At 63.8% G+C, this 15883-nt stretch carries 6 protein-coding genes; 4 read left to right on the forward strand and 2 right to left on the reverse strand.

Features of this window, described 5'->3' with window-relative positions:
- From B1964_RS01630 to B1964_RS01640, 3 genes are all read left to right on the forward strand, one after another.
- A partial coding sequence (locus tag B1964_RS01630) for a helicase-related protein (protein ID WP_079928551.1) occupies positions 1–5703 on the forward strand: 5703 nt, incomplete at its 5' end.
- Positions 5703–7850, forward strand: coding sequence for a UvrD-helicase domain-containing protein (locus tag B1964_RS01635; RefSeq protein ID WP_079928544.1), 2148 nt, complete (start codon positions 5703–5705; stop codon positions 7848–7850). The genes B1964_RS01630 and B1964_RS01635, both read left to right, overlap by 1 nt.
- The gene (locus B1964_RS01640; RefSeq protein ID WP_079928545.1) at positions 7847–9658 is read left to right on the forward strand and encodes a UvrD-helicase domain-containing protein; all 1812 of its coding nucleotides are present in this window, start codon (positions 7847–7849) and stop codon (positions 9656–9658) included. The genes B1964_RS01635 and B1964_RS01640 overlap by 4 nt, the downstream gene beginning before the upstream one ends.
- Before the next feature lie 3 nt (positions 9659–9661).
- Here B1964_RS01640 and B1964_RS01645 read toward each other — a convergent pair whose 3' ends face one another.
- Entirely contained in the window at positions 9662–12001 is a 2340-nt protein-coding gene (locus tag B1964_RS01645) for a DUF262 domain-containing protein (RefSeq protein WP_079928546.1), read from the reverse strand.
- An 83-nt stretch (positions 12002–12084) separates the two neighbouring features.
- Here B1964_RS01645 and B1964_RS01650 point away from each other — a divergent pair, with 83 nt between their 5' ends.
- Positions 12085–14991 (forward strand): DEAD/DEAH box helicase family protein, encoded by a 2907-nt coding sequence (locus B1964_RS01650; protein WP_079928547.1) that lies wholly within the window; start codon positions 12085–12087, stop codon positions 14989–14991.
- A 167-nt stretch (positions 14992–15158) separates the two neighbouring features.
- On the opposite strand, the gene B1964_RS01655 is transcribed toward B1964_RS01650, so the two are convergent.
- Positions 15159–15883, reverse strand: a 725-nt coding sequence (locus B1964_RS01655) for an HNH endonuclease signature motif containing protein (protein ID WP_216354221.1), incomplete at its 5' end; no start/stop codon positions are given.

The raw sequence follows: 15883 nt of genomic DNA on the forward strand, positions 1-15883 counted from the left end.
CGGAGCCGCCACGCCCTCGTCGACCACCGCGAGACCCTGCGGGAGAACCCGCCGGACATCCTGCTCACCAACTACCGCATGCTGGATCTACTTCTGTTGCGCCGGGCAGATTCGAGTCTGTGGACCAATGCGGCTCTCAGCCTGCAGTACCTCGTCCTCGACGAGTTCCACACCTACGACGGCGCCCAGGGCACCGACGTCGCCATGCTCATCCGCCGCCTCGGCGCCAAGGTGGGCGTGGCCGGCGCAGGTGGCCCACTCGGCCGGATCACACCCGTCGCGACATCCGCGACCCTGGGAGGCGGAACCCAGAGTGTCGCCCTCCGGACCTTCGCCGAAACCGTGTTCGGCACCGCGTTCGGTCCCGACTCCCTCGTCGGCGAGACATCCCTCGGTGCGACCGACGTCGTCCAAGAGGTCGACTTCACCCTCGACATCCCGTCCGTCGAGGACATCCTCGCGGTCCCGGCACCGGTCAGCGACGACCCGACCACCTGGATGCCGCTCGCAGAGGCAGTCCTCGGCTCTGCCGCAGCACAATCCACCGATCTGAGCGATCCGGTCGCGATCGGTGATGCCCTCCGCAGACACTTCCTCACCCGCGTCGTCATCGACGTCCTCGGTGACGCCCCCATGACCGTTGCCGACGCGGTCAACGGCGTTGCGCAAGCCGGCATCCTCCCATGGGGTGTCCACAACTCCACCAACCCCGGAGAAGCCCAGACCGCACTCCTCCGGTTCCTCGCCCTCATCTCCATCGCACGCACCTCCGACAACACCGGAGCACTTCGGCCACTCGTCAACGTCCAGGTGCAAACGTGGGTGCGTGAACTCAGCCGAATGATGCGCACAGTCGGCGCAACGCCCGAATTCCGCTGGTGGCACGACGGGCCCATCGAAGGACAACGTCTCCTGCCCGCCACATACTGCCGCGTATGCGGGCGAGCCGGCTGGATGGCCGCCACCACCGAACTCGGCGACAACCTCGCAGGCGAGGCCTCCGCCATCTGGCGCAACAGCGCCCGCCCAGGCGGCCGCGCCAAGACACGCACACTGCTCGCCGCCACCTCCGACGAAGAAGGCGTGCGCCACCTCGACCCCGAAACCCTCGAACTCCACGCCTCACCCGGAACCGACACCATCGCGGTCCACATCACCGCGACAGACGAGGACGCCGCCAACGAGGTCTGCCCATCGTGCGGCGCCCGAAACGCCGTCCGCTACATGGGGTCGAGTGTCGCCACGCTCCTCAGCGTCGGTCTCACCACCGAATTCGGCTCGCAAGTCCTGCCGGACGACGAGAAGAAGACCCTCGTCTTCACCGATTCCGTCCAGGACGCCGCCCACCGCGCCGCATTCATCGAGGGACGCGCCTTCGCCTTCAACTTCCGCTCGGCATTGTTCCGTGCCGTCGGCGACGACCGGTTGTCCCTGGCCGACGCCGGAGCAGCGCTGGGCGACACCACGGCCATCGATGAACTGTATGCCCTCACCCCTCCAGACTTCAGTCGGCGACTCACCAACGACGCCGACTGGCTCGACCATGACAACGGGCCGCTCCGATCGTTGCTGGCAACCCGCCTCGCATTCCAGGCACACCTCGAAGCCGGTCTCGGCTCCCGAACCGGCCGCACCCTCGAACTGACCTCATCGCTCGCCGTCGACATCGACGTCGACCTGGACACCTACGCACGCATCGGCCACGACATCCACGAAAACCTGCCGCAACTGAGCCTCGGCGGCCCTCACTCCGAGAGCGTCTATCGCCCTTGGCTGTTCGGGATACTCGAGCACCTGCGTATCGGCGGCGGGATCATCCACCCCTGGCTCGCGACCTACCTCAAGGACGAAGGAAAACGGTGGTCCATCTGGGGTGGCAGCACCGACGGCATGCCCAAATTTCCGCGCGGACGACCGGCCCCGTCCTTCTACACCACCGGGCCCGCCGGAGACACCGACTTCCAATCGCTGAGCCCGCGTGGCGAATCGTGGCTCACCGACTGGACCAAACGCTGCCTCGGCGTCACCAGCGGGGAAGCGAGAGCACTCCTGCTCGGGGTCGTCGACCAACTGGCGAGCGATACCGGGCCCCTGGCCCGCAGATCCGGCGAGAAAGGATCACAGCTCTACGGCCTCACACCGCACGCGGTGATCCTCGACCCATCCGACATCGTCCGCCTGGAATGCCCGACGTGTCATCACGTCCAACCCGCCGCGGGGAACCGACTGGCCCTCTGGCACGGAGCGCCCTGCCCCCGGATGCGATGCACCGGACGACTCGAACCCGATGCGGTGGAGGAGTCGAACTTCTACCGGAGCATGTACCGCAGTGGTCGCATCCGCCGCATCGTCAGCGCCGAACACACCGGCCTCCTCGCGCGCGCGGAACGCGAAGAGGTCGAAACCCGGTTCAAGGTCGGCGGTTCCGCATCTGATCCCAACATCCTGGCGTGCACGCCCACGCTGGAACTCGGTATCGACATCGGTGACCTCAGCACCGTCGCACTGGCCTCCCTGCCCCGGTCGACGGCCAATTACCTTCAGCGTGTCGGGCGAGCCGGACGATCCACCGGCAACGCCTTCGTGCTCGCCGCGGTACCCACTTCGCCGCGCGACCTCTACTATTTCGCGCAACCCGAGAACCTCATCGCCGGAGAGGTAATGCCGCCAGGGGCGTACCTGGAGGCCACCGAACTCCTGCAACGCCAGTACCTCGCCTTCTGCCTGGACAAGATTGCCGGAGAACACCTTCCGATCACCACGCCCATGCCGACCAAGCTCACCGAATGCCTCGACCACGGCATGGACGAGGGGCGCTGGCTGCGTTCGGTGGTCGACACCTGCGCCAACCACGCCGACACCCTGACCGCCGAATTCTCCGCACTCTTCGGCGACAACATCTCCGACGATGCCCGCCTACATCTGCGGGACTTCGCCGCAGGAGGAATGCGCAATCTCGCCGCCGAGACCGCCGCCCGCTGGGTCTCCGACACCGACGAAATCCGCGCCCGCATGAGCGGACTATCGGAAACCATTGCGGCACTGGATAAACACGGTCACCTCGACGATGCCCAGAAGGAAGACCGCAAACGTTGTGCCGGCGAATTCCGTGCTCTGAGTGAACAACTCTACGAACGCGGCAGCATCGAAACCCTCACCGGGCTGTCCGGTGTCGGGCTCCTCCCGAATTACAATCTCCTCGATGACGCGACCACTCTCGACATCCATCTGTGGTGGACTACTGGTACCCCCGGCGGCCAAGCCCAAACCGAGGCACTCGATCTCACCTATGAGCGGGGCAGTGCCACCGCCCTCACCGAACTCGCACCCGGCGCCTACTTCTACGCGGGTGGCAAGCGCGTAGAGATCGACGCCATGGACATCGGACCGTCGACCAAACCCCACTGGCGCCGAACCCGTCTGTGCCCGGACTGTGGTTGGGGCACAACCGCGCCCGACGTCGTGCAGATGTGTCCACGGTGTCACTCCGGGGCGGTCGCCGACTCCGGCTCCGTGCACAACGTCCTCGAACTACGTAAGGTGTCGGCGGTCCACCGCCTCGACGATGTCCTCATCGACGACGAAACCGAGGACCGCACCCGAACGTTCTTCGGAACCGTCACCGGCGTCGACATCGAACCCCACGACATCGCGCAGGCCTGGCGACTCACCGACGCCATCTTCGGTGCCGAATACGCACGAACGGCCACCATCCGAACCATCAACACCGGATACGGCGACGCGCCCGGTGAGACCCTCACCATCGCCGGCGACGAACGCAACGCACCCGGATTCACCACCTGCCAACACTGCGGCGTCGTCGCATCACGCTCTACCCGAACCGAGGACGTCCGCCACCGCGGCTACTGCATCACCCGGCGCTGCGGCACCGAGACATGGACAAGACTCCTGCTCTCCCACGAACTACGCACCCAAGCGGTTCGACTCCTCCTCCCCGTGTCGTTGCTGAACTTCGAAACCACCCTGGCCTCATTCAAGGGCGCGCTGCTCCTCGGACTGCGCAAGGACTTCGGCGGCGATCCTCAACATCTGTCGGTGGTGGCGTCCAGCATGACCGACAACGAGGGAGCCACCCGCCGCTTCCTGGTTCTGCACGACACCGTGCCCGGCGGCACCGGATACCTTGACCGTTTCGGCGAACCCGACCGCATGCGCCACATCCTCACCCTCGCCCGGGATGCGCTCGCCGAATGCCCCTGTCGTACCGAAGAACTCCGCGCCTGCCACCGATGCCTGTACGGAGTTCTGCCGGCACGAGACATGACCCACGCCTCACGTGAATCGGCCCTCCGGCTCCTCGAGGACTTCCTCGGCGAATGGCAGGTCGAGCAGATCGGGACAGTCACCGGCATTGACATCGGCGCCGTTCAACTCAGCGAGCTGGAGATCCGGTTCCGGGAACTGTTGAAGACGCTGCTCGAGAGCCGTCCTGGTGCGTCGTATGAGATCTCGATGGGCACCAACGGCGAAGAACTCGACATCCGCATACCCGGTCCCGACCAGCAACCCCGACGATGGCGTATGCGGGCGCTCGTCCAGGTGGTCGCCGTCGGTGTCGCCACCGAGCCGGATTTCCTGCTCACCAGGGTCGACGCCCAGACCGCCGACGTCGCGATCTACCTCGACGGCAAACAGTTTCACGCGAGCGTCGAACACAATCGCACCGCGGATGACGCCCGTAAGCGCGACGCGCTGCGACGCGACGACACTCGCGTCTGGTCGATCGCGTGGGACGACGTCACCGCCCTCGAAACCGGCAACGCCAAGAACCGGTCGCAGGACATCGTCCACCAGCACGTCAAGAACGCTGCCGCCGAACAGGTATCCGACCCACGAATCAAGTACCTCTGGGACAACCCGATCGAGCTGCTCATCGAGTACCTCGCCGATCCCGACGCCGATGTCTGGGGCGACGGTGCCACGGCGACCGCGCTGGCACTGGTGAACCCGTCGGACAAACACGGCTCTGACGAGCCCATCTTTACCGGGCCGGGGCAACTCGCGAAGCTCCTCGCCGACGTCGCAGCCGGAACCTCCACGCATCTCAAGGCTTCCGGGACCATCATGGTGGTCCCACGACACGGCCTGAGTGGCCTGCCCATCCTGATCTGCGCCGACCCCGACAACTTCGAACCCACGCTCGGAGTCTTCACGCTCCTCGACGACTCCGACGAGGCCGTCGGCGGGAAGATACACGACAATCAATGGCGAGCCTGGCTCCGATGGGCGAATCTGCTTCAGTTCGTATCACTTCCACACTTCGGTGACCTGCTGCCCCAGCGAATGGCCGCGATCTGGACGACGAAGTCCCTCGCCGACTTCCTCGCTGTGCCCGTCCCCTTGGCGACCACCGCGGCGAGTCGGGGCGACATCATCACTCCGCTGTCCGGAGAATGGAAGGTCGTCCACGAATACGCCGACCCTGCGGTGGCCGGTCTGGTGGAGACACTTGCGGACTCTGGGGCCGCGATCCCCGATGTCGGGATGGAGCTCGGCCCCGACCAATCCATCTGGCAGGTGGAACTCGGCTGGGAAGAACCACGGATCGCCGTCGTGACCGATATCGTCGACGACCGGGATGGGTGGCTTGAGGAGAACGGCTGGCGTGTGTATCGCGTAACAGACGAGCCCGATAGCGGTGTGGTGGACGATGTCGTCGGCGCGGTGACAGGAGGACAGTGATGACGCGATACGTGCAGATGCACGAGATGTTCCAGGAGTCCTACGACAAACTCGACGGAAGCATCAAGGGCAAAGTCCTCAACTTCATGGTGAAGCTCCAACAAGACCCGGACGCCACCGGTCTGGACTTCAAGAAGCCCAAAGGTGCTGCCAACAAGTACATCCGAACCGCGCGCGTCAACGACAACTACCGGGCGGTCCTCGTGGACCCGGGCGGCGATTCGTCGCTCTACCTCATCTCGGTGCTGACCCACGACGACGCCTACGACTTCGCCGGCAAGGTCACCCTGCAGGTCAACAAGAAGACCGGAGCTGCAGAGCTATTCGACCATGTGGCACTCGAGGAGGCGATCGGTAAGGCCCCGACTCCCACATCGGGCTCCGACGCTCCCTTCATGCCCGCGACGGTCAAGCCGATCGACCTCGAACGTTTTGGTGTCGAGGCGGAACTTGCCGAGAAGTTGACCAAGGTGGTTGGTGAGAAGGCGTTTCTCGGCATCGCCGAAGCATTGCCCAATACCCAGGCCAACGCGGTGCTCGATCTCGCGTTCGGGAAGAGCCCCGATGAGGTGTGGAACTCCTACGCAATCGACGAGCCCGGCCCTGTCGACCCCGACGACATCCAGAAGGCACTCAAGCGCCCCATCTCGCAGCTCAACTTCACCGCCGCGGCCGGTGACAATGAGGCCGAACTCAGGGCGGTACTCGAAGGCGACTTCGCCAAATGGCGCGTGTGGCTGCATCCGCTGCAACGCAAGCTCGCCACCCACGATGGGTGGAACGGTCCGTTCCGGGTCACCGGCGGCGCCGGCACCGGGAAGACCGTCACGGCGCTGCATCGTGCCCGTCACCTCGCTCACCGCCTGGACGACGAGAACAGCGCCGCCAAGGTGTTGTTGACCACCTATACGCGAAACCTGGTGCGCGCCATCGAGGCGCAGCTCATCGAACTTGCGGGCAAGGAGATCACCCAGCGGGTGGAGGTCCTCAACGTCGACGCGTTGGCACGCAAAGTGGTCGCATCCACCGACACTGGCCGCGCTCTGGTCACCTCCTCGACGCTGGTTCACGACGGCGATTCACGGGTCACCCAGTTGTGGTCGGTCGCCGCGCAACAGTCCACCGAGGGCTGGGAGCCGTCATTCCTCTCCGATGAGTGGTCCCTGGTGGTGTTGGGGAACTCGATTGAGAACGAGACTGCATATCTGCGGGTGGCTCGAAGCGGACGCTCCCAACGACTCTCACGCCCCCAGCGTGCCGACGTGTGGAAGGTGATCGAGCATTTCCAGCGCCTGATGAGGGCCGACGGGTTGATCACCTTCACCGAACTCGCCGCACGCGCGGCGTCGGCACTCACTGCCGATCCCAAGCTGCGTGACAAGTTCGGCTACCGATTTGCCATCGTCGACGAGGCCCAGGATCTGCATCCCGCCCACTGGAAGATGGTGCGTGCACTGGTCACACCGGACACCGACGATCTCTTCATTGTCGGTGACGCGCACCAACGGATCTACGGTCGGCCGACACCGTTGTCGCGCTACGGAATCGAGACGCGAGGACGCTCCCGACGACTGACCATCAACTACCGCACCAGTCGCGAGATCCTGCGGTGGACCCTTCAGGTGGCCGATCCGGATGTCGATGACCTCGACGTCGACTCCGATGACCTCCAGGGCTCCCGATCGGTCTTCGGCGGGCCTGCGCCCGAGATGGCCGGGTTCGACACCGTCGCTGCCGAGAACACGGGAATCGCGGCGTTCATCCGGAAGTGGAAAGCGGACGGGTTGGGAGCCTCCGGCATCGCTGTCTTCACCTACGAGAAGCGCCACGTCGACGACATCGTGCGCGCGCTGGCCGCCGAGGGGATCAAAGCGGCGGCCGTCGGCTCGAACACCGCCGAGGAGAAGCTGGGAGATGTCGTCCGGGTGATGACGATGCACCGGGCCAAGGGTCTGGAGTATCGCGGGGTGGTCTTGGCGAGGCTGGGGGAGAACGACTTTCCACCCGCCTATATCGCACGCAAGAAGGGTGACGACCTCGAGCGTGAACTGAAAAAGCTTCGCAGCGTGCTCTATGTCGCAGGTTCCCGGGCGCGCGAGCGGATGGCCGTGACATACGTGGGTGAGCCCGCGAGACTTCTGACATGACCCAGCCCACCGATCTGGACGAGCAGACGGCATTCGAACTCGACGATTCGCAGCGGGCCGTGGCCGAGGCGCCCGCCGACGCGCGTTTGCTGGTGATCGCCGGTGCGGGTCAGGGCAAGACCGAGGTCGTGGCGTCGCGCATCCAGTACCTGGTGGAGGAAGAAGACCTGTCGGCATCCACGGAGATCATGGTGTTGAGCTTCTCCCGCGCCGCGGTGCAAGCGGTCCGAACGAGACTCGAAGGACACGACATCGCGCGTACCGACGTCCGCACCTTCGACTCGCTGGCGTCATACCTGTTGTCGCAGAACGGACGAGAACCCGTCGGCGGCTTCGACAATCGAGTTCGACAGGCGACCCAGCTGTTGGATGATGACGCCGAAGAGGTCGAGGGGATCGAGGATCTCCAACACCTCGTACTCGACGAGGTCCAAGATCTCGTGGGTGATCGGGCGGAGATGATTCTGGCGCTACTCCGTCGGGTCCCGGAGTCGGCCGGCTTCACCGCCCTCGGTGATCCGTTGCAGGGCATCTACGACTTCACTCTCAAGGCGTCGCGGAGCAAGACCACGTCGGACGAATTCGCCGCTCAGCTCACGGATGTCTTTGGCGCCGCGAAGATGAGTCTGGCGCGGAATTACCGTGCACAAGGACTATTCCCCATCGGGGTGGTGGACCTGGGCAATCAGCTGCGAGGCCAGCGAGAAGCCGACGCGGCGGCGGAGACGGTCGCACGGTTCGAGAAAACCTTGCCCCACTCAGGTGTGATCAAGAACTGGAAGTTCCTCGCCGAACCGGAATCCGGGCGGACTGCAGTCCTGTGCGCGACCAACGGTGAGGTTCTGCGTGTTTCGCGGTTTCTCACCGAGCAGGGAGTGGATCACGTCGTCCGTCGACAGGCCAGGGACTTCGGCGCAGCACGGTGGATCGCGGGCGTCTTCGAAGACTTCGCCGGGCCGGAGGTCGACCGGGACAGTGTCCAATCGGTGATCGAGAAGAAGCTGGCACAGCGGCTCCGTGAGGAGGCGTGGTACCTGCTGAAGGGAGCCGAGGGGCGTTCCCGCACGATGTACCAGCTGAACCTGCCGCGTGTGCGCAGTCTGATTGCCACAGGTTCGATTCCACTGACGCTGACCGAACCCGATGAATCCCGGGTGATCGTGTCGACGATTCACCGCGCCAAAGGGCTTGAGTTCGAACGCGCCTTCTTCGTGCACCCGAACAGTCCAATGGGCGATGAGAACGAATGGCCGGCACTGCGGCAGAAGTACGTGGCACTGAGCCGTGCTCGCGATGAGGTGGCAGTCCTCGATATACCCACCGGTTGGATGTGGTTCGACAAACGCAACGGACGACAACGAGAGCGCCGCAAGAGCAAGCAGGGCAAGAAGTACAGCGCAGCAATCGAGTTCGGGTCCGGGGATGTGCTCTCCGGACGGCCATTATCCGGAGACGCCGCCCGCGTGCGTGACATGCAGTTATCCCTGACGGATGCGTCGCCGGGTGAACCGGTCACCGGAGTTGTAGAGCCCGTGTACTCGACAGACGATGTGCCGGTCTTCGTTCTGCGGACCGAGGCCGGAGACGAGCTGGGTATCACGAATGAGTGGTTCGGACGTGCTGTTGCCGACGAGTTCGGCTATCGCTTCCGCGATGGCTGGGACGGCGCCGTGATCGAGGGTCTACGCCTGGTTGCGGTGGAAACCGTTGCCGGCGATCCTCGATTGACCGAGGAATCGGGGCTGGGCTCGTCGGGATTGTGGTTGGTGCCCAGGGTTTTCGGATTGGTGACGCCACGCGCGCCGTGAGGATCAGCCGGCGGACTTCCGTCGCCGAAACCGTTCCCGAACCTGCTCGAGCGTTTCACCGGTTCGTTCGAGTCGCCAGTCGCGCCAACCGTTTCGGCTGGACCCCACCGCGTCGGACAGCGCCCCTGAAGGGCTGTCATATTCACGGTTTCCGACAAGTATCCGGCCCGCTCGACCGATCCGAGCTGCGAACGAGCGACCTTTGCGGGGCTGCTCGTGATACACGGTGTCGCCCTCTTCGATGAAGCCGGCGAGCATCAGGTCACTGATGGTCTCCTGGTATACCGCCCTGGTGCCCGTCCCGTCGGCGGTCTCAGGTGATGCGTTAGTGAAGCCCGGGTCGAGGTTCGGCTCGCTCGTGGCCAGGGTATCGACATCTGGTGCCAGGATCGGCACTTCGCCAGGCACCTTCTCGATGTACAGTGTCCCGGCGATCTCACGAAATGCATAGCCGGACAACGGGTCCTGCGTCAAGACCTCCAGGGATCCGCTCTCGGTGGGCGCCATCCGCGACACGCGATCCTCGACCCGTGACACTGCCCCGACCGGAAGCCCTTCGAAGAACTCCTGGATTTCCGTCCACGCCTCGTCGACCCAGGTCGGCTGTTCCGTCGAGGCCTCGTCGTCGACGTCGTGCTCCGGCTCGGCGGTTGTCGGCGAATCGGGGTGTGGCCATGTCCGGCAGAAGCCGCCCGCGAGGCGCGACCCGCGAACAGTGATCTCGACCCCAGAAAGCGATTCTGGGAGTTGCTGGTTCAACGCGAGATCTGAGCCCGACAGGATCGCGCGGCGAGCAGGCCAGTCGGTTGCCCTCGTCAGATCCCGAGACCGCGGGAACAGAGTCAGATTGCCCAGTGCCCCGCGGAGTGTCTCGTCGACGTCGTCGCTCGCAGTCGCGAGCAACACATGCTCCAGAGAGTCGAGATCGGGAATCTGGTGCGCGTCCGATCGCAGGCCGCGCTCGCAGCCGCGCAGCACCATGCGCATTCGGGCGCGTGTGAGGTTCTTGAAGATGGGTGCGGATATCAGTGCGTCCCGGATCTCGGCGTCGGTCGGCCATCGTCCGGATTCGGACGTGTTTTCCAGGAAGAACGTCCGTACGGTGGGTGCGAAGGGCGTGGTACTGCGTTGCAGGATCTTCAGGAGATCGAGCAACATCCGGTTGTAGTTCTTGCTGGTCGATCGCAGCACGGCACGCCGGACAAGCCACGACTCGATATATCCGAAGGCTTCGGCGCGATCCGCCTCATCTGCCCGGCGATCGAGATAAAGCACCACCGGAGACAAGACCGTGGTGTCCAGCGTCTCGGCAGTCTCGAGGAGTCGGTCGTGGGCATCATCACCGGAGCGATCGACGATGCCTCGGTAGAGGTCGCTGCATTCCGCGATCTCCTGCGTCAGTGCGACGAGATCGTCACGTGACATGCCTACGGACAAGTCTTTGAACCGGTTGAACAGGCCGGTGGCCGAGACCTCGTCACCGGTGCGCATGGTGAGGAAGTGGGCAAAGAAGGCGTCGACACGCGTCCTGATCAAGCGCCCCTGCCTGACCTCTTCCTGCCAGAACGGGGTCTCCAAGCGACGCCAGTGATCGTCGAAGATTTGCTCGACGTCGGCGCCGGCTCGCTCGAGTTGCTGGAACAGCGAGTTCTTGACGAGGTCGCTGGGCAGTAGCGGCGTGCCACGGTCGTTGAGGCTTTCAAAGATCACCTGTGCGTTGTCAGAAGCATCGAGCTCGATGACAACAAGCTGGAGACCCTTCCTGAGCGCCTCGACGATTGACCTGAGGGCAGCTCTGTCAGATTCGTTCTCTGTGAGCCATGTGAGTGTCTCCTCATAGAAATATTGGTAGGCATCGCTGAGCCGTGAATCGACTTCGTCGGCTTGCTGTGTCTCATCGACAATTGAGGCGAAAACCACTCGATCACGAAGGGTGGGCCATACCTTGTACGGGGCGAATGCCTCAGTCGAGAGCTGATCTTCATTGGTGACCAGCTTGTTCAGCGTTCTGATGAAGGTCGGTTCAACCTGTGCGGTCGAGAAGGCGTCGCGAACGGCGCACAGCACGACCTGGATCGTGGTGATGCGCTGCTGGCCGTCGATTACTTGCAGCGCTTTGATGTCTCCGGCGTCCTTGTCGCTGGAATCCAGGACCACCGCGCCCAGAAAGTGAGGTTTGGACTGGGGGTCGACTGCAATGGACTCGGCCATGGCGACTATGTCGGCCCACAGCGGTTCCCAGTTGCGCACCCGGTTCCACACGTACGGTCGTTGGAAGACGGGTACGACCAGGCATTGCTCGCCCTCGAACAATTCGCGGACAAGTTTCCCCTCGGCCTTCATGGTGGTGAACCTCGTCAGTGTCAGTTGATCTAATACTTTGATGTTCAAACCTAGCGGACGGCGACGACAGGGGACACGGGACAATGCAGACACTCGGTGATTCGGTTCTGGGCGAGATCACGCGAGTCGGTCCGCTGACGTCCGTTGAACTGGCCGAACGCCTTTCGCAGACCGTGACCGCAGTGCAGAAGGTTCTCCTCGACAACGATCAGGTATTCGTTCAACCGCAGGAAGGCGCAGACGAATGGCGTGTCGTCTCATCGGATGATCTTGCGTCGCGGCTGGGCATGAATCGGCCGCTGCGGCCCTGGCAGGTCGAGGCCTTTCAGAAGTGGCTCGCCGCCGGGCGGTCCGGCGTCATCGAGGCGGTCACCGGCGCGGGCAAGACCGACGTGGGCATCGCGGCCATCGCCGAGGCGCGGCGACGGGGAGTGCCGGCACTGGTTCTGGCCCCTGACCGTGACCTCGTCGATCACTGGCGCAGCACCCTGGAGGCCGCGTTCCCCGGCGTGGAGATCGGTGCACCCGATGGCTCCAAGGCGCTCGCGATTCGCGAGCAGATCGTCGTCACCACGGTCTCCGGACTGGGCAAGCGACACCTGACGGCCTTCCGAGACGCAGGATTGCTCGTCGTCGACGAGATCCAACGACTCGGCGTCGCCGACTACACCGACGTCGTCTTCCCGCGGCAGGAGATCACCGAGAAACTCGGCCTGACGGCGTCCTACGAGTGGTCGAATCCGCAGGCCGAACGGATACTGCGACCCTACTTTGGCGCCCTGATCGACGGCTGCGACTATCGCCGCGCGGTCGATGAGGGGCTCCTCGGTGAGCCTTTGGTACTGACTGTGGGCGTTCGATTCTCGCTCCCCGAGCGGGAGAAGTACGACGGACTCACCGCGCGCATCGACAGGGCCGAACGCAAACTCCGCGACACCGGAGTCGATCTCAGCGGCGGGGTGTACGAGACCGCACGGGAGATCGACTCCGGCACCCTCGTCGGTGAGATCAGCTTTCTGGCGCGTGAATACCTGGAGGCCGTCGACGCCCGCAAGTGGGTGCTGTCGGAGTGCAAGTCCAAAATTGCGGCCGTCGAGGTGATCGCCCGAGGGGTCGCGGACGCACGCCGAACCACCGTCTTCACGGCGTCACACGAGATGTCGGCGGCAATTGCCACGGCCGCCGGCAATTCTGGCGTCGTTACCGATGCCGTCCCGGAGAGCGGCGACGTCGCATTCATGCTCGGCCGCTATGCGAGTGGCTCGGTGGATGTGTTGGCCACCTCCCGGCTACTCGATGACGGCGTCACGGTCCCCACGTCGCAGGTGGGCGTCGTGACGGCCGCTGCCCGTAGTCGTGCACAGATGCTGCAGCGGATGGGTCGCGTGGTTCATCCGGCGGATTGGGCCGGGCCAACCGCGATGGTCGTGGTCTATGTGAACGCGACGGTCGAGGACCCTGATGTGGGTTCGACCGCGGACACCCATCTCGACGAGTTGCTTGCGGTGGCGGCCGAGCGCGATGACCTGGACCCGCGTGATGCTGCGCGGCGTCTGAGTGAGTGGCTCGCACCGATCTCAACGCCAGAAGATGACGCGGAGGTAGATGAGCCGACCACCGTGGTCGAGCCCGCGGTGTGGAATCCGCGGGACGCGATCTTCGATATCTTCGCTGAGCTCGAAGGGATCGTGACCTGGCGTGAACTGCGCGAGCTCTTGCCGGATCTCGAGGTCGAACAGGCCCTCATGCAGGGCTTCGCCGACATCACCTGGATGCGGATCGGTGACGAGACAGTCGGCCTCGGTGGTCGCGGATCGGACACCGTGGACGTTCGGGTTGTTGCGCTTGACGCATTGGCCCAGGTCTTCAACGTCGTCGGGGACGAGTCGTTGCAGCAAGCCGGGATTCAGGACCTGCTGATTGATCGCGATCTGGTACTCGGTTCGATCTCTAGTGCGCGTCTATCCGAGCTGTGGGTGGCGCTTGGTGGTCGGGTAGCCGAGTTGGAACAGACTGAGCAAGAAAAGGATTCGGCACCGGACGAAGCTGTCCAAGTGGGCGATGACGCGCCAGATTCGGCTACTTCGGAGACGCCGGCTCCCATCGGGCCGGCGCTTCGTGCCGTGATCCAAGAGATCGAAGCCCAGGGCTGGTCGGCGCGGACGTCCGACGAGTATTCGCGCGGAACACTCATCGTCAGCAATTCGCAGGGGCAGAGCAGGGTGGTCCGAGTACACAGCGGAGCCGGTGGAAGCTGGCGGATCAGCACCCAGGACCAGCACTTGTGGCAGGGGAGTGGGGAACACGACGCAGTGGTCTTCCTCGATCAGAGCGAAATGCCACCCGCTTTCTACATTGCGCCTGTGGGTCCGTACTCGAAGCGAGTGAAGCATGTCATCGATGCCCGGGCCAAGAGCAGTCCTCGGGAACGTCACGAGGCCCATATCAATATCGAAGCCTGGGTCGTCAAGGATGGACTCGGACGCTGGAATCTCCTGAAGCTGTCGGAACCCGAGACCATCTCCACCAGTCCGGAGAAGCCGAGCGGCGTGCCGACGCCCGCAGAGGTGGCTGCCCGTTCCTCCGCGGCTCGCACGGCCTCCACCACAACGATTCCCGTTGAGCCGGAGGCAGAGTCGGAAGACGATCTCGCGCAGTCGGATACCCCTGCTCCGCAGGAAGAACAGGTGCCGGTAGCAACGACACCGGGCTTGGTGTGGGCCGAAGGCCGGTTGCGCGTGGTCCTCGACTACGAGGGATGTCGTGTGGTTGGCTTCTTCGACCCCGAGTCATCGGCGTTGGAGATCGTCCGCGCGCAGGGTGCGGCGTCGTTGTCCGGCAGAACATTCCGCAATCCCGCCGTTGCTGCCGGAACCGTCAAGTCAACAATCTCCAACAAGACCGTGTTCGGTGTCGGCTTCAATGACTGGGTGGTTGATGAGAACACCCGGGAAACGTTGGCGGGGTACCTGACTGAGGCGGACGTGTGACCAGGTATGACGGACTCGTGGATTGCCCAACCGCTTCGCGACGAGTGGCGAAGCTGCGGGTTGCGCCTTCGCCGGCATGCCGACGCGCCGACTGTGGTGGTTCACCAGCGTTGCTTGCGAAATACGACTGCTGAGCTGAGGTAGCCAGGACGCGCATTCTATCCGAGTCAAATTTCAACCCAGCGTCGATAGCGCAGGCGTGACTGCCCCTGTTTGTCGGCTTTTGCCAAGTTGCAAGGCTCGCATAAGAGTTGGATGTTTGTGATGTCGTTTAGACCTCCTTGTGCCAAAGGGATTACATGATCGAAGTGCTCCCGCGCAAGCGAATCCAAGACCCAGGAGAGATTGTGGCCGCACTCCGCGCATCGCCCGCGTTCGCGATGGAAGACGGCTCTCTTGACCCATTGGGGGACATTCTTTCTGCGTAACCTGCCTGACTTGGTGAACAAGTCGGCAGATTCGGGATACACATCCTGTAGACACGCTGATTCGATGTATGCCGATACGAACCCGTTCACCGCCGCCAGGACTCCGCGGTCCGAGAAGAGCACATGAAAAACCTCATCGGCCATGCGTTCTACCAGCTGTGCGTAGGGCTCAGACCACATGAGGTCATTGGTGAAGTAGTCGTAGCAGGCGTTGGCGACCGAATGGTCCTCGTCGATCACTACGCGGCCGCCGATCTGCCGTCGAACGGGCGGGGCGGGCTCTGGAACCTCGAACGGGTCAACTTCGATCCCGTATTCACCGAGCGCGAAGTCCACTGTCAGAACGCGGGTGAACACCGCCACGCCGGTGTCCGGTTCTATGTGAGTGCAATGGATGTGAATCGCCCCGGGTTTGCTGGAGGCTCGGTTAGTTGGTTCCAGCGGTTGCTGGGACCGGGTTCCCA

The organism is Gordonia sp. i37 (genome assembly GCF_002043085.1).
GTDB lineage: Bacteria > Actinomycetota > Actinomycetes > Mycobacteriales > Mycobacteriaceae > Gordonia > Gordonia polyisoprenivorans.

Excerpts from the sequence above, each read along its gene's own strand:
- B1964_RS01645 (WP_079928546.1), bottom strand. The coding sequence starts at position 12,001 with ATGAAGGCCGAGGGGAAACTTGTCCGCGAATTGTTCGAGGGCGAGCAA.
- B1964_RS01640 (WP_079928545.1), top strand. The coding sequence starts at position 7,847 with ATGACCCAGCCCACCGATCTGGACGAGCAGACGGCATTCGAACTCGAC.
- B1964_RS01635 (WP_079928544.1), top strand. The coding sequence starts at position 5,703 with ATGACGCGATACGTGCAGATGCACGAGATGTTCCAGGAGTCCTACGAC.
- B1964_RS01650 (WP_079928547.1), top strand. The coding sequence starts at position 12,085 with ATGCAGACACTCGGTGATTCGGTTCTGGGCGAGATCACGCGAGTCGGT.